This is a genomic window from Pyxidicoccus fallax, assembly GCF_012933655.1.
Lineage (GTDB): Bacteria > Myxococcota > Myxococcia > Myxococcales > Myxococcaceae > Myxococcus > Myxococcus fallax.
Genome location: NZ_JABBJJ010000263.1, coordinates 1 through 17,710, shown reverse-complemented (window position 1 = coordinate 17,710; position 17,710 = coordinate 1). Strand labels below are relative to the sequence as shown.

The following is a 17,710-nucleotide window of genomic DNA, read 5'->3' as shown; positions in this document are numbered from 1 at the left end:
GGCTGCGGTGGTGGCGGGTGCAGCAACTAGGAGGGGGACGATGATGCGAACACTCAGGGGCGTGGGAATCGGCTGGCGCAGGGAGCTGGCGCTGTTCATCGACCGGGCCCCGGACCTCGGCTTCGTGGAGGTGCTGGCGGAGCACCTGCCCGCCTCCGGCCCGCTGCCCCGGTCCTTGGAGCGCCTACGCGACCGGGGCGTGCCGATGGTGCTGCACGGGGTGTCGCTGGGACTGGGCGGCGCGGAGCCTCCCGACCCGCGGCGGCTGGAGCGCCTGGCGCGGCTGGCCGAGGCGCTGGGCGCGGTGTGCGTGAGCGAGCATCTGGCCTTCGTGCGCGCGGGAGGGCTGGAGTCCGGGCACCTGCTGCCGGTGGCCCGCACGGAGGAGTCCCTGGAGGTGCTGGCGGAGAACATCCGGCGGGCCGAGGCGGCGCTGCCCGTCCCCCTCGCGCTGGAGAACGTGGCCTCCCTCTTCGAGTGGCCGGACCCGGCCTTCTCCGAGGCGGAGCTGCTGGCCGGGGTGCTCGCGCGCACCGGGGCCTCGCTGCTCCTGGACGTGTCCAACCTGCACGCCCACGCGCTCAACCACGGCACGGACGCGGCGGCGGTGCTGGCCACCGTGCCTCGCGAGAGGCTGGCCTATGTGCACGTGGCCGGAGGCGTGCACCGGGACGGGCTGTACCACGACACCCACGCGCACCCAGTGCCGGAGGGCCCCGTCGCGCTGCTCGCGGAGCTCACGCGCCGGCTGGGCCCGGTGCCGGTGCTGCTGGAGCGGGATGACCACTTCCCTCCTCCGGACGAGCTCACGCGCGAGCTGGCGTCGCTGCGCGCGGTGCTCACCCCCGCGGCCCCGAGGTGGACGGAGGCGCGGTCATGAGCGCGAGGGAGCGGCTGGCCCGGGCGCAAGAGGCGCTCGTCCGGGCGCTGGGCACGGGCGCGCCGGTGCCGGAGGGCTTCGATGCCGAGCGGGTGCGGGTCGCAGCCCGGGCGCTGGTGGACAAGCGGCGGCGGTGGGTGGAGCGCAAGTGGCCCACGCTCGTGTCGGCGCTCGGCGCGGACTTCGCGTCGCGCTTCGAGTCCTGGGCCCGGGAGCATCCGATGACGGTGGAGCCCAACGCGCTCGCGGACGGCCGCCGCTTCGCGGAGTCCCTGCGCGAGGCGGGTCAGCTGCCAGCCGCGTTGAAGGGCCCGCTGCAGGACTTCGACCTGCGCTGGCGGGTGACGGGCGATGGCGAGCTCGTCCCCCGCCGGGGCCTCACGCTCTCCGTGGCGCAGGCGGGCACGCCCTTCGGATTCAGGTTCGCCGTCAAGCTTCCGGGAGGCCGCCTTCTTGCGTGGTGAGTGGCAAGAGCATCCAGATGTCAAGCTTTGACGGCGGATGACCTTTCTGCTCAAAGGCACCCACGCTCGCGCCCTGGAGATGAAATGCGCCGCAATCGCTTTGCAATCAAAGCATTCCTATTCCTTTCACTCACCGCCTGCGGCGACTCGCGCGAGGAGTTCAGCGGGAACTATGGCTTCACGGGCGAGTTCAAGGTGGGCCATGGCGCGAACCAGGAGACGCTCCGGGCCCAGGGCCAGCTGGACGTCATCGCCGACCACTTCGACGACGAGCGGCTCTTCCTAAACTGGGACTGCGGGATGAACGGAAAGATGGAGGACGAGACCATGACGCTCGTCCGGAAGAACTGCCCGCCGTTCCGGAGCGCGGACTGCGTCTTGACCTACAAGTACGATGTGGGAAACGCGAACATCGACGGCAAGACGCTGAAGTTCACCACCACTGGCACCGTCGCCGTGCGGTGTGACGATGGCGCGGCTGGCAGCGCCCCCTTCACGCTGACGCTCGAGGGCGAGCGTGGAAAGATGATGCCCATTCCCATGCCCGGACAGCAGGACCTGGGCGGGGAGCCCGGGCCCGCGGCCTTCCACGACAGCGGCCTGCGGGACGCCCTCCTGCGGTCCATCCAGCCTTCGCCTGGGGGGGAATGATTTCTCCCGGCCATCTCGACTAGCGTGTGCGCCTCTTCTCTTGTGAAGGGGGGCTCATGCACGTCGTGCCGTCCATCCTGGATGCCGTCACCGTCCATGCGGAGGGTGCGCTCTGCACCCGCGTCGCCACGGTGATGGCGGCGGGAGGTCGACTTCCCACGCAGGTCCGCATCAACGGCCTGCCGCTGTCGCTGCGCACCGGCTCGCTGCGAGCGTCCGTGCTGCAGGGCCCTCCGGGGCTCGCGGTGCGCGACCTCCGGGCCGCGTTCGATGTCCAGCTCCCCCCCGAGGTGGACGTCCCCGCCGAGCAGCGCGCGCTGGAAGAGGCCCAGGCCCGGCTCGACGACGTAGCGGCGGCGCTGAATGGCGTGACGCGCGAGCTGAACGCGGTGAAGAAGCTCTCGTTCGCCTTTCCCCCGCGCAAGAAGGACGACTTCCAGCCCCGGGGCGCCCCGCTGACCGCGATGCTGTCGCTCACGTCCCTGGTGGACGCGGAGACGGCCGCCCTCCACGAGCGCAAGCTCGACCTGGAGCGCCAGAAGCGCGATGCCGAGGCGGAGGTGGAGCTTCGCCGGCAGCGGCTGAACGAGGCCTCCACGGCGGTGCGGGGCCAGCGGGCCCGCGTGTACCGGGCCGCCGTCCTCACCCTGTCGGACGCCATGGCCGGCGAGCAGGGCGTGAAGCTCGCGCTCGAGTACGCCGTGTCAGGGGCGCGGTGGGTGCCCACGTATGACTTGAAGCTTCCGCGCACGCTGGAGGAAGGCACGCTGCGGATGCGCGCCTCCGTCCTCCAGCGCACCGGCGAGGACTGGACGGGGGTGAAGCTGTCGGTCTCCACCGCGGACCTGGAGCGGCGCGCGGAGGTGCCGGAGCTGAAGGCGCTGCGCATCGGCCGCCGACAGGTTCCCCCCGCGCGCTCCGGCTGGCGCGAGCCCCCGCCCGGCCTGGACGAGCTGTTCTCCGGCTACGACGCCACGCGGCGCCCCACACCGAAGCCCGAGCCACTTCCCGCGCCGATGCCACAGATGGAAGCGGCGCCCGCGGAAGTGGACGAAGTCCTGATGGAGTCCTACGCCGAGCGCCGGCCCGCCCGGGACGACCTGATGTCGACGACGGGCTCGTTCCCGACCGTTCCTTCGACGCCCGCCAGTGCGCCACCCCGCCCCTCGGCCCCGGCCTCCTCGTCCCGGGCCCCCAGCCGCTCGCGAGGCGGACTCCCGGCCCGAGAGGCGCCGAAGCTGAAGCGCAGGTCGATGGACCTCCTCGGAGAGGAGGAGGCCGAGCCGTCCGCCGATGACATGGATGCCAGCTTCGGCGCGGCCCCGGGCGGCGGAGGCGCGGCGGAGGCGCGGCAGCTCCCGCGGCTGGAGCCGTCCGACACGCTGCTCGACTATGACCGGCTGGAGCTGGCGCCCGCGGATGACCCGAGCTCCCGCGGCCGCCTGCGCTCGCGCCCCACCCTGGTCACCCGCGAGCTGCTGGCGCTGGCGGCGGTGCACGTGCACATCGACGTGGCCGCGCTCGTCGCGGTGAGCGAGCAGGAGGTGTCCACCGCCTGGAAGGCTCCGTCGCCCGCGTGGACCGTGCCCCCGCGCCAGTCCTCGCCCCACTTCGACGCCCGCTTCGACGTGGAGTCCCGCGCGGACGTGCCCGCGGATGGGGCCTGGCACACGGTGCCGGTGCTGTCCGTGCCGGTGGGCCTGTCCGCCGAGTACGTCTGCGTGCCGTCCGTGGAGCCCCGCGCCTTCCGCACGGTGCGCGTGGAGAACCGGACGCCCTACCCACTGCTGGCGGGGCCGGTGGACGTCACGCTCGGCGACGAGTTCCTGATGACGTCGCCCCTGCCCACCATGGCGCCCGGAGCGACGCAGCGGCTGGGCCTGGGCGTGGAGGAGTCCATCAAGGTCGCGCGCAACACGCGCTTCGACGAGGCCACCGGCGGCATCTTCGGCGGCGCCACGATGCTGACGCACCAGGTGTCGGTGGAGCTGGCCAACCGGCTGTCCAACCGCGTGCTGGTGGAGGTCTGCGAGCGCGTGCCCGCGGTGCCCACGGGCTCGGAGAAGGACATCAAGGTGGAGGAGATGGAGGTGGCCCCGGTATGGCAGAAGCGCACGCCGCTGCCCGGTGAGACTCAGGTGGAGGGCGAGCGCGCGTGGCGCGTGGTGCTCCAGCCGGGTGAGGCGCAGACGCTGAAGGCGACGTGGACCGTGAGAATCCCCGCGAGCAAGATGCTCAACGGCGGAAACCGGAGGACCTGATGAGCGCCCCCCTTTCCCTGCCCGTGGTCAAGGTCACGGTCCTTGAGGACCGGGCGCTCGTCGAGCGGCGTGGCGAGGTGCCCCTCGTCGCCGGTGCGCAGCGGGTCGTCATCGAAGGGCTGTCGCCGCTCGCGGTGGACCGGTCGCTCCAGGCGAAGCTGTCCGGCGGCACCGTGTCCCAGGCGCGCATCCGCCGCGCCATGAAGCCCTTCCGCCCCGAGGCCCTGCGCGAGCACCGCACGGAGCTGGGCCGGCGCCTGGCGGAATTGGAGCAGGCGCTGCGGCGCGCGGAGGCGGAGGCGGACCGGCGGCGGCACCGGCACACGCTCCTCATGCAGGCCCACGAGGACGTGTTCCGCGCCATCTCCGAGGACGCGGGCAGCGGCCAGGACCGCCCGGAGCTGTGGCGGCAGCAGCTGGCCACCGTCCGGCGTGAACTGGACGCGGCGGACACGGCGCTCCGCGAGGCGGGCCGCGAGGTCGCCCGGGTACGGCAGCGGCACCAGGAGGCCCAGTCCGCGCTGGCGGTCACGGAGCGCGAGGAGCCAAGGCTCGATGTGCACGCCGAGCTGGAGGTGGGCCATCCCGCGGGCGGCTCGGCCACGCTGTCCCTCACGTACCTGGTGCCCTGCGCGGCGTGGCGCCCGGCGTACCGCGCCCTGTTGGAGCGCGGGGACAAGGGCGACACGGTGACGCTGGAGTGCGAGGCCGTGGTGTGGCAACGCACGGAGGAGGAGTGGAAGGACGTGGAGCTGGCGTTCTCCACGGCGCGGCCCACGCTGGGCGCGTCGCCGCCGAGGCTGGTGGAGGACTGGCTGTGGCTGCGCGACAAGACGGAGCGCGAGAAGCAGGTGGTGGAGGTGGCCATGCGCGAGGAGGTCATCCAGACCACCGGCGAGGGCGGGACGACGCGGCGCGAGGAGGCGCTGCCCGGCATGGACGACGGCGGCGAGCCCTTGACGCTGGCGGCGCGGCACCGTGCCACGGTGCCGGCGGATGGTGAGTCGCACCGCGTGCCGCTGTTCCGCTTCAGCGCGCCCGCCACGTCCGAGCTGGTGGCGTATCCGGAGCAGTCGCAGCTGGTGCACCGGGTGGCGCGCTTCGACAACACGGGCCCGGCGGTGCTGCTGGCGGGGCCGGTGGACCTGGTGCGCTCCAGCGGCTACGTGGGCCGGGCGCAGCTGCGCTTCACCGGCAGGAACGAGCGGGTGAAGCTGGGCTTCGGCAGCGAGGACGCGCTGCGCGTCGCGCGCAAGGCGGAGGAGGAGGTGGAGACGAGCCGCCTCACGGGCCGCCGGGTGCGGACGCAGCGGGTGAAGCTGTTCCTGTCCAACATGGGCGCGAAGCCGGAGGCGGTGGCGCTGGAGGAGCGGATGCCCGTGTCCGAGGTGGAGTCCGTGGAGGTGATGCTGCAGAGGGAGGGCACGAAGCCAGCGCCGGCCCGGGTCAGCGAGGACGGCATCATCCGCTTCGAGCTGACCGCCCCACCCCGCTCGCAGCAGGAGCTTTCACTGGCCTACACGGTGACGAGCGCCTCGAAGGTGGCGGGGCTCTGACGGGGGGCCATCCTTCCACCGGGCAACAGCCGTTTGGGATGGCCCTTCCTCCGTGGTACGGGCCATGAGCATTCCCACGGGAGGAGGAACCCCCATGAGACTCACCGCCGTGATGCGCTCCCTCGGGCTGCTGGTTTCGCTCGGCCTGTCCTCGTCGGCCCTGGCCCAGGAGGTGCCTGGAGACGAGGCCCCGCGCCGCTCGCCGCAGCTCGCGGTGGAGGTGGGCGGCTCGCTGGCGCGGATGAACCATCCGAGCACGTTCGTTCCCACGACGCGGAACATGACGCGGGAGGTGGAGTCGCGGGCCAGCGCGGTGCGGCTGACGGGCGGCCTCCACTTCAACCTGCGGCGGGGCGCGGGGAGGAATGACTTGTGGTGGGTCAACGGCGTCGACTGGTACCTCGGCGACGACGTGGACGTGCTCGCGTTCCGGCCGGGGCTGGAGAAGCGCTTCGTCCTGGCGCGGCGGCTGACGCTCGGGGTGGCGGCGTACGGCAGCGCGGCCGAGGTCTCCGTGCCCACGGGGCAGATCAACCAGGACCCGGGAGGCGGGCCCACGATGGGAGACTCCTTCTACGAGGGCCGGGCGCGGAAGTGGATTTTTGGCGCGGGGGGCATGGCGTCGCTGCAGTTCGCCATCACCCGCGTCCTCTACACGCGCCTCCAGGGCGGCTATACGCAGTTCTTCAAGAAGGCGGAGGACTTCAACGTGGGCACGGAGGGCTTCGCCGTGTCACTCAGCGGGCCGTTCGCGGCGGCGCTGGTGGGTGTGAGCTTCTGACGTCCTGGTGGGTGCGCTCACGCGGCGGAGCGCACCAGGTCCCGCACGCCGCGGGCAGCGAGTGACGAAGGGACGAGCCGGAAGAGCGCGTCCCGCATGAAGCGGGCGGTGGGGCTCTCCAGTTGGGCGAGCTGCCCCAGGCGCCAGGAGCGGGACACCATCTGGTTGGCGCGCTCGCGGCGGCGCTGCTCGTAGGTGGCGAGGGCGGCCTCCACGGGGGCGCCGCTGGCGAGACACTCGGAGAGGACCACGGCGTCCTCGATGGCCTGACAACCGCCCTGCCCCAGGTTGGGCGTCATGGGGTGCGCGGCGTCGCCGAGCAGTGTCACCCTGCCCCGGCTCCAGCGATTCACGGGTGGGCGGTCGTGGATGTCGGTGCGAACGATGGCGTCGTCGGGTGTGGCGGCGAGGAGGTCCGGGATGGGGGCATGCCAGCCGCCGAAGATTTCCCGCAGCCGGGTGCGCGCGGCGCCGGGGGTGTCCTGGCCGCCCGGTGGTGCGTTGAGTGTGGCGTACCAGTAGACCTGCCCCGAGCCGATGGGGACGACACCGAAGCGCGCGCCGGGGCCCCAGGTCTCGGAGACGTGGCCGGGCCGAGCGCTGGGGACCTCCGGAGAGATGCCGCGCCAGCTCGTGTAGCCGGAGTACCGGAGCGGCGCGTCGCCGAGCAGCCCACTGCGCACGGCCGAGCGCAGGCCATCCGCGCCCACGAGCACGTCTCCGGTGACGGAGCTTCCGTCGGACAGCGTCGCTGTGACCTGGTGGCCATCGTCCTTGAAGCCCGTCACCGCGCGACCGAGTCGAACGTGCTCGGGGCCGGCGTGCTCCAGGAGCACGGACTGGAGCCGCGCGCGGTGGATGCAGACCATGGGAGTGCCGAGTTCCTGTTGCATCTGCTGGACGGGCAACCGGGTGATGGTCGCGCCCGAAGGCTGGAGGATGGCGCTGTCGGTGGGGCTGGCGCCGGCCGCGGCCACCGCGTCACACAGGCCGATACGGCGCAGGGCCACGGCCGCGTTCATCTGGACGGTGATGCCGGCGCCGACCCAGCGCAGTGCGTCCGCACGCTCGAAGACGGTGGCGGTGAGGCCCGCGCGACGGAGCGCACAGGCCAGGGTCAGGCCGCCGATGCCGGCACCGGCGATGAGGACGTGTCTGGAGGTCTCGAGTATCACCAATCGCTGTTGTACACCGAGCGACGCATCAAGCCATCCGTCACGTGCTCCAAATCGAATCTTCCTCGCGCAACAGCTATCTTCGATGCTTCCCCTAACAGGAGGCACCGATGCGGCGTACTTTCGTTGCATTGCTATTCACCCTTGGGCTCTCGGCGTGCGGCGGCGTGGTGGAGGAATCCGCGCCTTCGGATGAGACCGGAGTGCAGACATCCGAGAGTGGCCCGACCGCCATGGAGTGGTGCATCGAGGGTGATACGCATTGCGACAACATCAACGGGCAGCCATGTCAGCGCACTGGAAGCACTACCATCTGCTGCCTGGACAAACGGGAGACGTGTACCTGTCGAAATAGCAAGTGGCTGTGCCCCATCCTCGCGGATTAGGGCGTATCGCGCTTGCATGGACACCTCCAGGCCAGAAGCCTGGAGGTGTGGCACTGCCCCTGAGGCTCAGCGCTGCACGACCGCCGTGTAGTTCCCGTACCGCGTCTGGATTTCCGACACGTACTTCACCGGCTCCGAGCCGCGGCAGTACCCGTGGCGCGCGCGCTTGTAGAACTTCGGCTTCTCCAGCAGGAGCATGGTCTTCTCCACGTTGCCGAACCACCGATTCGGGTCCAGCCCCTGCTCCTGCGCGAGCCGGCGCGCGTCGAGCACATGGCCCAGGCCCGCGTTGTACGCGGCGAGCGCGAAGCGCAGGCGCTGCTTGAAGGGAATCTCCGGCGCGATGCGCCCGATGAGCTGATGCATGTACTTCACACCGGCGTGGATGCCCTCCTCCGGGTCCTCCAGCTTCTTGAAGCCCATCTCCTTGCCCGTCGCCGGCATCACCTGGAAGAGCCCCTGCGCGCCCACCCAGCTGCGCGCCTTGGGGTCGAAGCGGCTCTCCTGGAACATCTGCGCCACCATCAGCCGCCAGTCCAACCCGTAGCGCGCCGAGTACGACTGCACCAGCGGGTCATACGGGGAGATGGCCCCGACCGCCGCCGCTGCCTCCGCCGTGGCGGGCGCCTCGCTCCGGCGGCCCTCGAAATAGCGCCGCCGCGCCATGTTGTAGTCGATGCCGCGATACGTCTTCTGCACGAAGCCGTCGAGGAACGCCTTCAGCTTCGGGTTCTCCTGCCGCACCGCGAAGGCGATGCCGTGGTGCCCGTCCTTCCCCGCCGGAGTCCCCTGCCCCGGCACCGTCAGCGCCTCCTCCACGTCATCGCGATACACCCGCTCCGCCGCGAGGATGTGGCTGTCCGTCACCGTGTACGGAATCTCCCCGCGCGCCACGCGGTCGATGAGCGTCTCGGTGTCCATGTCCTCGGGCTCCTCGACGAGCGAGAACCCGTGCTCCGTCGCCAGCGCGCTCAGCGTCGCGAAGTGGCTGGACGACTTGCGCAGGTGGATGGCCTTGCCCTTCAGCTCCGCCAGCGACGCGGGCTTCGGCGCACCAGTCTTCTGCACCAGCACCTCGTCCACGTAGAGGTAGGGCTTGCTGAACGCCACCTGCTTCGCGCGCTCGCCCGTGGCGGTGAGCGCGGCCGCGATGACGTCTCCACGCCCCTCCTTCAGCCACGGAATGAGCTGGTCGTACGTGGGCGGCACCACGATCTCCAGCCGCACCTTGAGCGCCTCCGCCGCCAGCTTCGCCATCTGGTAGTCGAAGCCGGCCTGCTCGCCGCGGTGCAGGAAGTACGTCACCGGGCTGTTGCGCGTGAGCACGCGCAGCACGCCGCGCTTCTTGATGCCGTCCAGGTCCGCCGTGACGAGCCTGTCCCGGTGCTCGTTGAGGGCGCGCTCCACGAGGAACGCATCCAGCGCGGCGCGCAGCGCGGGGTTCTCCAGGCGCACGGCCCACGCGAGCTGCCGCCCCTCCGCGATGGGGAACAGCCCCTCCACGTCCGGGTTGTACGTCTCGATGGCCGCGAGCAGGTGGCTGTCCACCACCGTCAGCGGACGCTCACCGCGAGACACCTGCCACGCGAGCTCCTCCGGGTCGCTCGTCTCCGGCGCCGGCTCGATGACGAGCCCCGGCGCCTTGCCCTTCGCCAGCACCTGCAGCGACGCCGCGAACGTGGAGCTGGCACGCACGTGCACGGCGCGGCCGGCCAGCTCCTCCGGCTTGCGCGGCAGGCCCTGCGCGCCGCGCTTGCCCACGAGGACCTCGTTCACCCGGGCCAGCGGACGGGTGAAGGCAATCTCCTTCGCGCGCTCCGGCGTCACCGTCAGGTCCGCGGCGATGATGTCCCCACGTCCCTCGCGCAGCATGGGCATCAGCTGGTCGAAGCTCTGCACGGCGATGAACTCCACCGACATGCCGTGCTTCTCACCGAAGCGCTCCAGCAGCGCCCGGTCCTGCTCCTTGGGCAGGCCCTGGCGCGGGAGGGAGTCCTCTTCGGTGCCATCGATGAGCACGCGCAGCGTGCCCCGCTTGCTCAGCGCGGCGAGGTCCCCGGTGAAGGGCGGCTCGGGAGGACGCGCGGGCTCGGCCTGGGCGCTCGCGGGCGCCTCGGGCTGGGGCAGCAGCTCCTCGGGGAACGGCAGGTCCTCCGGCTCCACGGCGGCGCTCGGCTGCGCGGGCGGCGGCGTGGGCTTCGCGGCGGGCTCCCGCTTGCAGGCGGTGACACAAACGAGCAGCGCGGCGGCGAGCAGCCACCGCGAGGACGACAGATTCCAGCGGAACGCAGGTACCACGATGACTCCCCCTCCTCGGTGCCCCCAAGGCCCGTCCGGAGACGGGGCGCGAGGACACCCTTGGAGCCACATCTATCCGATTTCGTGGGGAGGAATCATCCCCACCTGGAGTGCGGGCCCGCCGGAGACCCGGCCCAGGTATACCGTGACCTCCCGAGGTGCCGACGCATGAAGACCAAGGCCGCGCCGCCCATTTCCCTCATCCAGGGCCGCAAGACGCTCCCGCTCATCGAGACCTACTTCGAGCTGAACCACCTGAAGCAACTCTTCCGCCAGGGCTGGCTGCGGGTCGGCATCCCCTCGGAGCGCTGCGAGAGCGTGGCCGAGCACTCGCTCTTCGTCGCGCTGCTTGGCCTGTTCATCGCCGAGGGCTACTTCCCCCAGGCGGATGCCTCCAAGGTCGTCCGCATCGCGCTGCTGCACGACCTGGGCGAGGCGTACGCGGGCGACATCACCCCGCATGACGGCGTGGACCGCGAGGCCAAGCACGCGCTGGAGCGGCGCGCGGTGGAGACCATTCTCGGCAAGCTGCCCCGGGGCGCGGATTACCTGGCGCTGTGGGACGAGTACGAGCACGGCACCTCGTTCGAGGCGCGGCTGGTGCGACAGCTCGACCGGCTGGAGATGGGACTGCAGGCCTGCGTGTACGAGCACCAGGGCGCGGGCGACCTCTCCCAGTTCTTCGTCTCCGTGGAGAAGGCGCTGGAGTCCCCCGAGCTGCGCGCCGTGCTCGCGGAAATCGAAGCCCTGCGGCCGGAGTGAGCCGCGCCGCGCTCAGCCGAACCAGCGGCCCGAGGCCGGCGCGAAGACGCGGACGCGCTCATAAAGAGACGGAGGAAGGCGGGCGCGGATGGTGGCCTGCACCTCCTCCGGCCCATGCGACTGGCTGAAGTGCATCAGCACCAGGGCCTCGCCGGTGAAGCGCTCGGCGCGCGCGGCGACTTCATCCAGGTGGAGGTGCCACCGCTCCTGCGCGTCCTGCACGGTATGGCGCGAGTCGACGAAGGTGCACTCCAGGATGAGGACGCGCGAGTCCAGGAGCGACGGCTCCGTGTCCAGCACGCGCGCGAGCGTGTCGGTGGCATAGGCCAACTCCAGGCGCTCCACCTCGTCGAAGAGGTCCTCCCCCGCCTGCCGGCGCCGGGCAATCTCCGGAGGCGGCAGGCCGCGGTGCTCGGGCCGCAGCTTGGAGATACGGCGGAGGAACTGGTAGCCGAGCGACGGCACCGGGTGGTGCGTGCGGAAGGCGCGCACGAACAGCCCATGTCCGAGCGCATGGACATCTCCCGGACGCAGGGGGACGGTGTGCACCTCCATGGAGGTGTGGTGCAGGCGGGACAGCACCGCGAGGGCTTCCTGGACGTTCGCCTCGATTTCCGCGGGGAGGAAGACGTGCGGCGCGCCCTTGCCGATGAGCCGGCGGATGCCGAGCAACGAGCCGAGGCCGCTGGCATGGTCCGGGTGCGCGTGGCTCAGGAAGATGCGGTCCGTTCCCGCGAACGAGCGGATGGGCACGCCCACGTCGAGCACGGAGTCCAGCTCCGGGACCTGGAGCGAGGTGTACACGCCGCCGACGGAGATGCCGCGGACGGTATAGGGACCGGCCTGAACCTCGGTGAGCATCCCCGGGCTTATGGCTCGACGGGCTGGCAGCCGCAACCACAGTCGTTGAAGAACGGCTGTTGCCCGGCCTCGCAGAAGAACCGGATGGCCGCGCACTGGTCCGGGTCCTTCGACACGTATTGCTGGTCCGGGTTGTTGTAGTCGCAGCCCTTCTTGTCCTGCCCGGTGCCATCGCCGCGTTGGGTCTCATCCTGCTCGGCGGCGATGGAGCAGATGCCCGCGCAGTCGGCGCCACCGGCATTCGGGTCGCAGTCGTCCTGGGGGTTGTCCACGCAGGAATAGCCTTCGGGACAGGTGACGCCGGCAATGCCACCACAGGCGGCGCCCTCCGGAGCGATGGGCTCGGGCTCCTGGGCGGTGGCGATGCCCATGGGCATGGCGAGCAAGGCTGCGGTCAGGAAGGCGAGCGGCTTCGCGCGGGAGGGCATTCGGTTCTCCTTGGTGGGCATCAAAGGAGTGATGTCCCCGCACGCACGAGGGGAGTGGCCGCGGCTCGGAAGTGCCCTCCTGCCTGCTGTCTTGACACCCGTCCCTTCGCGCTCAGTGGGCGCCGGGGAATCAATCGCGGGCGCGCGCGTACTGAGGGGGCCACTTCACGTCCGCCCGCAGCTTGCGGGCCGCGCGCAGGGGCCAGTACGGATCTCGAAGCAGCTCGCGAGCGAGGATGACGAGGTCCGCCTGCTGCGTGCGGACGATGTGCTCGGCCTGCAGCTCGGAGCGGATGAGGCCCACGGCGCCGGTGAGGATGCCCACCTCGCGGCGGATGCGCTCGGCGAAGGGCGTCTGGTAGCCGGGACCGGAGGGAATCTTCACGCCCGGGACGACGCCACCCGACGAGCAGTCGATGAGCTCCACGCCCTCCTTCATGAGGATGCGCGCGAGGGCAATGGAGTCCTCGATGCTCCAGCCACCTTCCACCCAGTCGGTGCACGACAGGCGCACGATGATGGGGAGGTCCTCCGGCCACCGCTCGCGCACGGCGCGGACCACCTCGAGCGTGAGGCGGATGCGGTTCTCGAACGAGCCTCCGTACTCGTCCTTCCGCTTGTTGGAGAGGGGCGAGAGGAACTGGTGGAGCAGGTAGCCGTGGGCGGCGTGGACCTCGATGACGCGGAAGCCGGCGGTGCGGGCGCGCGTGGTGGCGTCGGCGAAGGCGCGGACCACGCGCGCGACGCCCGCGGTGTCGAGGGCCTCGGGCTCGGGGTAGCCAACGTCGAATGGCAGGGAGCTCGGGCCGACGGTGCGCCAGCCTCCGTTCTCGGGGGGCACGGGGCCTTCGCCCTCCCAGGGGCGGTGGGTGGAGGCCTTGCGGCCGGCGTGGGCGAGCTGGATGCCGGCCACGGCGCCGTGCTGCTCGATGAAGCGGATGATGCGGGCGAGCGGCTCGACGTGGGCGTCCTTCCACAGTCCGAGGTCCGCTGGGGAGATTCGACCGATGTCCTCGACGCCGGTGGCCTCGAAGATGACGAGCGCCGCGCCCCCGATTGCCCGGCTGCCCAGGTGGACGAAGTGCCAGTCGTTCGCGAAGCCGTCCTCGCTGGAGTACTGGCACATGGGCGAGACGACGATGCGGTTGTGGAGGTGGACGCCGCGCAGGGCCAGGGGGCTGAAGAGGAGGCTGCTCATCCGGGGTCTCTGATATGGGGCTCGCGCCCGGTGGACAGAGGAGGCGCTCGTGCCGTTGAGGGGCTCTCGGTGGGGACAGTGGGTGCTCGCACCGTGGATGGTGCTCATGGTGGCCTGCGCCGGCACCCCGGACCGGAGTCCACGGGGGCCGTACCGGCTGGACTCGGCCACGCAGGCGTGCACGAAGCGCCCGGAGTTGTGCGCACGCATGGTGGGCGAGGAGGCTCTCGTGCCCACGGCTCGGACCGTGGGCGTGGTGGCCTCCGCCGCGAAGACTGGCGTTGTGGTGCTCCGGGTGCTGGATGTGGCCACCCGGGACAGGGTCGAGGAGGCGCTCGTGAACTGTGCCGAGTACGCACGCTCGAAGGTCCTTCTCGACCATCTGAACGGCGTGCCTCCGACGGCGAAGCAGTGTGGTGAGTTCGTGGAGGACCCGGCGTCAGGCCGACGCATCACCCGGGCCATGCTGCTCGGGTGCCTCATGCACGAGGAGGCCCTGGCGTGTACCCGTGAGGCCCTGGATGAGCGGCTCCCGAGGAGGTTCAGCCTGGAGCAGCGGTACCGCTACGATCCTGCTTCTGGCGCCGTGCATCCGGTCAGCGCGGAGGAGGCACACTCCCTTCTTCGCAGGGGATGTGGCTACGAGCTGAAAGGAACGCTGGTGCCCGACGTCGTCATCCATCTGGGCGAGCCTCACCAGGTGCAATCCATCTATGACTTCAAGTTCCCCTGCGTGAGCAGCGACGACATTCCTCGCTGGCGGGAGTATGAAGCGGGCCACCCCTACTATCCGTTCAACCAGGGGAACATGTACGAGAAGGCGTTCGGCTCCGAGGTCTTCCGAGTCGTTCCGCGGATCGGAATCGTCCGATGAGTTCTAGCTACCCGAGGATTCGCGTCCAGGCTGAGAACGGATACACGCTGGCAAGAGAAGCACTCCAGCTCTGCTTCTACATTTCCCGGCCGCACCACGAAATCGCGCGGGATGTCCTCCAATGCCTGGAGCTGTATCGGCGAGCGATTGGCCCTCAGACCCTGGGACGCTACGCGAGTGCCGATGGTGAGTGGCACGACCTGGACGAGTCAGGCTGGGATTTCATCCGAAAGCATCTCCTCGAAGATGGAGCGGGGAACACCCACCTCCGTGATGCTTCGAGAGGAAAGCTCTACGCCTTCGACTATTTCGGGAAGCCAGCCGATGCGCCCATCCTGAAGCACCTGCCTGGCGCGGTATGCGCGGCGACCTTCAAGTTCCCCACGGAGTATCTGGAGGAGCGCGGTCCCGAGCAGGTACGAGCGCTCGCGCTGCAGCTGGCGGCGCTGCTCCCCTTCTCTTCCGGACACGCGGGACTCGCGGTCTGCGGTGACCTCGACCTATCAGGTGTGATGCGAAGGGTTCTCGAATATTGCCTGCGATACCCGGGGCTGGATCTCCAGGAGGACGGGTACGGCGCGATGCACATCGGCAAGCGGGTTCGCGGCCCCGCCTGGCTCACCTTCCTGGGCCAGCCCGCGTTGAACGAGCTCGGGGGTATCGCCGGGCTGCGAAGCCAATTGCACTCGCAGGGCACCACCGTCGAGCCGCTGGACAGCCAGCGTGCGGTCATCACGCTTGGCACCTGGCCCGAGGCCGGCGACCTGGAACAGGGAAGAACACTCCCCGCGTATCGTGAGCTGGCACGTGTCCTGGAGCCCTGGCTCTACCACGAGGAGAAGGGATTACGGGGCCTCCCTCCTGACGAAGCCGAACGCTGGAAGCGCCGCTTCCTGGACTGACTCCCGGCGCCCTACCCCTTCCGCTCGGGCAGCCCCAGCGCCGCGCGCACCTCCGCGGTGGTGCGGCCCGCGTGGAAGCGGCGGTGGTTCTCCGCCGTGGTGAAGCTCCGCGTCTCCATCCGGTCCACGTAGAGCGTGCCGTCCAGGTGATCCAGCTCGTGCTGGAGGATTCGCGCATACCAGCCCCGCGCGCTCACCGTCACCGGCTCGCCGTGCTCGTTCAGCGCCTCCACCCGCACGCCACGGGCCCGCGAGACCAATGCCGCGAAGCCGCTCACGCTGAGGCACCCCTCGTGGAACTCCATGGGCGTCGGGTCCTCCACCACGAGCCTCGGGTTGATGAGCACGTGGAAGGCCACAGGCACCCGCTCGCGTGAGGCCAGGTCCTGGGCGGACACGCCAGCCTGGTACTCGGCCCGGTCCTCCACCACCACCAGCCGCAAGCCCACGCCCACCTGTGGCGCCGCCAGCCCCACGCCGGGCGCGTCGCGCATCGTGTCTCGCATCAGCTCGATGAGCCGCTTCACCTCGGGGCTGGCAATCTCCTCCGGAGTGAGGTCTCGCGCCTTCTGCCGGAGCACCGGCTCCCCTGCCTGGACGATCTTGAGCACCATGCCCGTCACCGTAGCAGGGACTCCGGCCTACGCGCGCCCCGCGCTTCGGCGCTCCAGCCACTGCCTCCCCGGCCCGGTGTCCACTCCAAAGCGCTCCAGCCCCGGGAAGACCACGTCTCGCAGCGCCTTCACGAAGGTGTCCCGCTTGCGGGTGTGCGGCAGCACGCCGTGCTTCAGCAGCGTGGGGCTCTCCTCCTCCGGCGTCCCCCGCTCGAAGAGCCGGGGCGACACGCTGCCCTCCAGCATCGCGGGCACATGGCGCGCCAGGAACCCCGCCGCGCCTTCCGCGTGCTCGCGGGACAGCCACGCCCAGCCGAGCCGGCTGTGCGCCACCTCGTCACGGAGGATGTCTCGCAACACCGCGCGCACCCGGGGCGCCCCTTCCGGCACCAGCAGCGTCGTCAGCACCGCGGTGCTCTCCGTCTCGGTGATGCAGCAGGCCGCGACCAGCTCGTAGAGCACCCGCTCGCGGAAGGCCATGCCCTCCGGGGCCACCTCCTCCACGGCCTCCGGGGGTGGAGGCAGCGCCTCCTGTCCGTAGGCCCGCGCGAGCATCTCGCACATTCCCGCATGGCGCCGCTCGTCCTCCGCCGCGCGCAGGGCCAGTGAGACGAGCGGCTCGGGTGCGCTCAATCGCTGGAGATGCTCGGCCAATCGCGCGAAGCGCAGCTCCGCGTCCAGCTCCACCTGCCGGCGGAACGTCCAGGCCTCGGCGACGAGCCGCCGCACCTGAGCGTCCAGCAGCTCGGAAGGGGCTTCAATCATCGGGCCCTCCCGCGTGCCTCGACGACACGTCCGACCGCCCACGAGTGGAATCGCTTCCAGTCGACCATCGCGGCCCTGAACCTTTCCGGGCGGCAGACGCCCCATGCACAGGGTGCAGCGTCGACAAGGATACTCCAGGAGCCTCATGGCCCGCTGCGGGGGCACGTTCCATTTCCAGAACGTTCTTGCCAGCGGGCGGCGGCCGGCGGGGATGGAGCGTCAGGCATTGCACGCATGCCCCCATGCTCGCTGGCGGAAAACCCATGCAATGCCCCAACGCTCGAGGCGTAGGAGTCGTCGCGAAGCTCCCTCGGAACGTATGATGCCGGGGAGCGAAGAAGGGCCGGCGCGACGCCCGCCAGCGGTCGGGGCGAGGTGCTTCAGGGAGCGTGGGAGTAGCAATGCGGCGGTTTCGACGCTTCGGGTGGGCCGCCCTGGCCTCACTCGTCATCCACGTGGCGTTGCTCGCGCTCCTCTGGGGGCTGGAGCCTCCGCGTCGCTCGACCGCACCCCAGTCCTCGCAGGTGCCGCTTCAGGTGGAGATCATCTCCCGCCCGACGCCCGCACCGCCGCCGCTCCTGACCGAACGACCCGCGAGACCGACACCCCGCGTTCGTCGCAGTCCGCCCAGGCCCGCGGAGCCACCCGCGAAGGTCGATGCGCCGCCCCCCGCCCCGACCACGGCAGCGCCTCCACCTTCGGAGCCCAGTCCAGACGTCGGCGACACCATGGCCTCCGCCGCTCCACAGCAGGAGACGTCGGCACCTCCGGGTGAGGCACCACCTCTCGCGCCTGATACGCCCGTCACATCCCCCTCCGAGGCCCCTCCGGCCGTCGCGTCCGAGGACCTCCCC

At 70.7% G+C, this 17,710-nt stretch carries 16 protein-coding genes; 9 read left to right on the top strand and 7 right to left on the bottom strand.

What is annotated here, in order from left to right:
- Positions 1-40: 40 nt before the first annotated feature.
- From HG543_RS38530 to HG543_RS38505, 6 genes are all read left to right on the top strand, one after another.
- The gene (locus HG543_RS38530) at positions 41-880 is read left to right on the top strand and encodes an MbnB/TglH/ChrH family RiPP precursor modification enzyme (RefSeq protein WP_246357595.1); all 840 of its coding nucleotides are present in this window, start codon (positions 41-43) and stop codon (positions 878-880) included.
- Positions 877-1,344 carry an SCO6045 C-terminal-like domain-containing protein gene (locus tag HG543_RS38525; RefSeq protein WP_169349918.1) on the top strand — a complete coding sequence of 156 codons (468 nt, stop codon included), beginning with the start codon at positions 877-879 and terminating at the stop codon, positions 1,342-1,344. The genes HG543_RS38530 and HG543_RS38525 overlap by 4 nt, the downstream gene beginning before the upstream one ends.
- Before the next feature lie 84 nt (positions 1,345-1,428).
- Entirely contained in the window at positions 1,429-1,995 is a 567-nt protein-coding gene (locus tag HG543_RS38520; RefSeq protein ID WP_169349917.1) for a hypothetical protein, read from the top strand.
- A 56-nt stretch (positions 1,996-2,051) separates the two neighbouring features.
- Entirely contained in the window at positions 2,052-4,256 is a 2,205-nt protein-coding gene (locus HG543_RS38515) for a DUF4139 domain-containing protein (protein ID WP_169349916.1), read from the top strand.
- Complete coding sequence (locus HG543_RS38510; protein ID WP_169349915.1) at positions 4,256-5,812, top strand: mucoidy inhibitor MuiA family protein; 1,557 nt, start codon at positions 4,256-4,258, stop codon at positions 5,810-5,812. The genes HG543_RS38515 and HG543_RS38510 overlap by 1 nt, the downstream gene beginning before the upstream one ends.
- A gap of 94 nt (positions 5,813-5,906) precedes the next feature.
- Positions 5,907-6,593 carry a hypothetical protein gene (locus tag HG543_RS38505; protein WP_171818250.1) on the top strand — a complete coding sequence of 229 codons (687 nt, stop codon included), beginning with the start codon at positions 5,907-5,909 and terminating at the stop codon, positions 6,591-6,593.
- A 17-nt stretch (positions 6,594-6,610) separates the two neighbouring features.
- Here HG543_RS38505 and HG543_RS38500 read toward each other — a convergent pair whose 3' ends face one another.
- Both HG543_RS38500 and HG543_RS38495 read right to left on the bottom strand, forming a co-directional pair.
- The gene (locus HG543_RS38500; protein WP_343073546.1) at positions 6,611-7,768 is read right to left on the bottom strand and encodes an FAD-dependent monooxygenase; all 1,158 of its coding nucleotides are present in this window, start codon (positions 7,766-7,768) and stop codon (positions 6,611-6,613) included.
- A gap of 452 nt (positions 7,769-8,220) precedes the next feature.
- On the bottom strand, positions 8,221-10,452 hold the full coding sequence (locus HG543_RS38495; RefSeq protein WP_343073545.1) for an MltF family protein: 2,232 nt from the start codon (positions 10,450-10,452) through the stop codon (positions 8,221-8,223).
- A gap of 168 nt (positions 10,453-10,620) precedes the next feature.
- Between HG543_RS38495 and HG543_RS38490 the strand changes: the two genes are divergently transcribed.
- Complete coding sequence (locus HG543_RS38490) at positions 10,621-11,214, top strand: HD domain-containing protein (protein ID WP_169349911.1); 594 nt, start codon at positions 10,621-10,623, stop codon at positions 11,212-11,214.
- Positions 11,215-11,226: 12 nt separating this feature from the next.
- On the opposite strand, the gene HG543_RS38485 is transcribed toward HG543_RS38490, so the two are convergent.
- The 3 genes from HG543_RS38485 to HG543_RS38475 all read right to left on the bottom strand — a co-directional run bounded on the left by HG543_RS38485 (position 11,227) and on the right by HG543_RS38475 (position 13,701).
- A complete protein-coding gene (locus HG543_RS38485; RefSeq protein ID WP_169349910.1) occupies positions 11,227-12,075 on the bottom strand; it encodes an MBL fold metallo-hydrolase in 849 nt (282 codons plus the stop codon).
- An 8-nt stretch (positions 12,076-12,083) separates the two neighbouring features.
- Positions 12,084-12,503, bottom strand: a complete 420-nt coding sequence (locus tag HG543_RS38480; RefSeq protein WP_169349904.1) for a hypothetical protein — start codon at positions 12,501-12,503, stop codon at positions 12,084-12,086.
- A gap of 130 nt (positions 12,504-12,633) precedes the next feature.
- A complete protein-coding gene (locus HG543_RS38475; protein WP_169349909.1) occupies positions 12,634-13,701 on the bottom strand; it encodes an NADH:flavin oxidoreductase/NADH oxidase in 1,068 nt (355 codons plus the stop codon).
- 82 nt (positions 13,702-13,783) lie between these two features.
- Between HG543_RS38475 and HG543_RS38470 the strand changes: the two genes are divergently transcribed.
- Complete coding sequence (locus HG543_RS38470; RefSeq protein WP_169349908.1) at positions 13,784-14,575, top strand: hypothetical protein; 792 nt, start codon at positions 13,784-13,786, stop codon at positions 14,573-14,575.
- A complete protein-coding gene (locus HG543_RS38465; protein WP_169349907.1) occupies positions 14,572-15,477 on the top strand; it encodes a type VI immunity family protein in 906 nt (301 codons plus the stop codon). The genes HG543_RS38470 and HG543_RS38465 overlap by 4 nt, the downstream gene beginning before the upstream one ends.
- Positions 15,478-15,488: 11 nt before the next feature.
- On the opposite strand, the gene def is transcribed toward HG543_RS38465, so the two are convergent.
- Together def and HG543_RS38455 are read right to left on the bottom strand one after the other, a co-directional pair.
- Positions 15,489-16,091, bottom strand: a complete 603-nt coding sequence (gene def / locus HG543_RS38460; protein ID WP_169349906.1) for a peptide deformylase — start codon at positions 16,089-16,091, stop codon at positions 15,489-15,491.
- A gap of 27 nt (positions 16,092-16,118) precedes the next feature.
- On the bottom strand, positions 16,119-16,856 hold the full coding sequence (locus tag HG543_RS38455; protein ID WP_246357594.1) for a ferritin-like domain-containing protein: 738 nt from the start codon (positions 16,854-16,856) through the stop codon (positions 16,119-16,121).
- Positions 16,857-17,710 lie beyond the last annotated feature (854 nt).

What these genes read in the sequence shown, in the direction of transcription:
- HG543_RS38530 (WP_246357595.1), top strand. Translation starts at nt 41, where the DNA reads ATGATGCGAACACTCAGGGGCGTGGGAATCGGCTGGCGCAGGGAGCTG.
- HG543_RS38525 (WP_169349918.1), top strand. Translation starts at nt 877, where the DNA reads ATGAGCGCGAGGGAGCGGCTGGCCCGGGCGCAAGAGGCGCTCGTCCGG.
- HG543_RS38520 (WP_169349917.1), top strand. Translation starts at nt 1,429, where the DNA reads ATGCGCCGCAATCGCTTTGCAATCAAAGCATTCCTATTCCTTTCACTC.
- HG543_RS38515 (WP_169349916.1), top strand. Translation starts at nt 2,052, where the DNA reads ATGCACGTCGTGCCGTCCATCCTGGATGCCGTCACCGTCCATGCGGAG.
- HG543_RS38510 (WP_169349915.1), top strand. Translation starts at nt 4,256, where the DNA reads ATGAGCGCCCCCCTTTCCCTGCCCGTGGTCAAGGTCACGGTCCTTGAG.
- HG543_RS38505 (WP_171818250.1), top strand. Translation starts at nt 5,907, where the DNA reads ATGAGACTCACCGCCGTGATGCGCTCCCTCGGGCTGCTGGTTTCGCTC.
- HG543_RS38490 (WP_169349911.1), top strand. Translation starts at nt 10,621, where the DNA reads ATGAAGACCAAGGCCGCGCCGCCCATTTCCCTCATCCAGGGCCGCAAG.
- HG543_RS38485 (WP_169349910.1), bottom strand. Translation starts at nt 12,075, where the DNA reads ATGCTCACCGAGGTTCAGGCCGGTCCCTATACCGTCCGCGGCATCTCC.
- HG543_RS38480 (WP_169349904.1), bottom strand. Translation starts at nt 12,503, where the DNA reads ATGCCCTCCCGCGCGAAGCCGCTCGCCTTCCTGACCGCAGCCTTGCTC.
- HG543_RS38475 (WP_169349909.1), bottom strand. Translation starts at nt 13,701, where the DNA reads ATGAGCAGCCTCCTCTTCAGCCCCCTGGCCCTGCGCGGCGTCCACCTC.
- HG543_RS38465 (WP_169349907.1), top strand. Translation starts at nt 14,572, where the DNA reads ATGAGTTCTAGCTACCCGAGGATTCGCGTCCAGGCTGAGAACGGATAC.
- def (WP_169349906.1), bottom strand. Translation starts at nt 16,091, where the DNA reads ATGGTGCTCAAGATCGTCCAGGCAGGGGAGCCGGTGCTCCGGCAGAAG.
- HG543_RS38455 (WP_246357594.1), bottom strand. Translation starts at nt 16,856, where the DNA reads ATGATTGAAGCCCCTTCCGAGCTGCTGGACGCTCAGGTGCGGCGGCTC.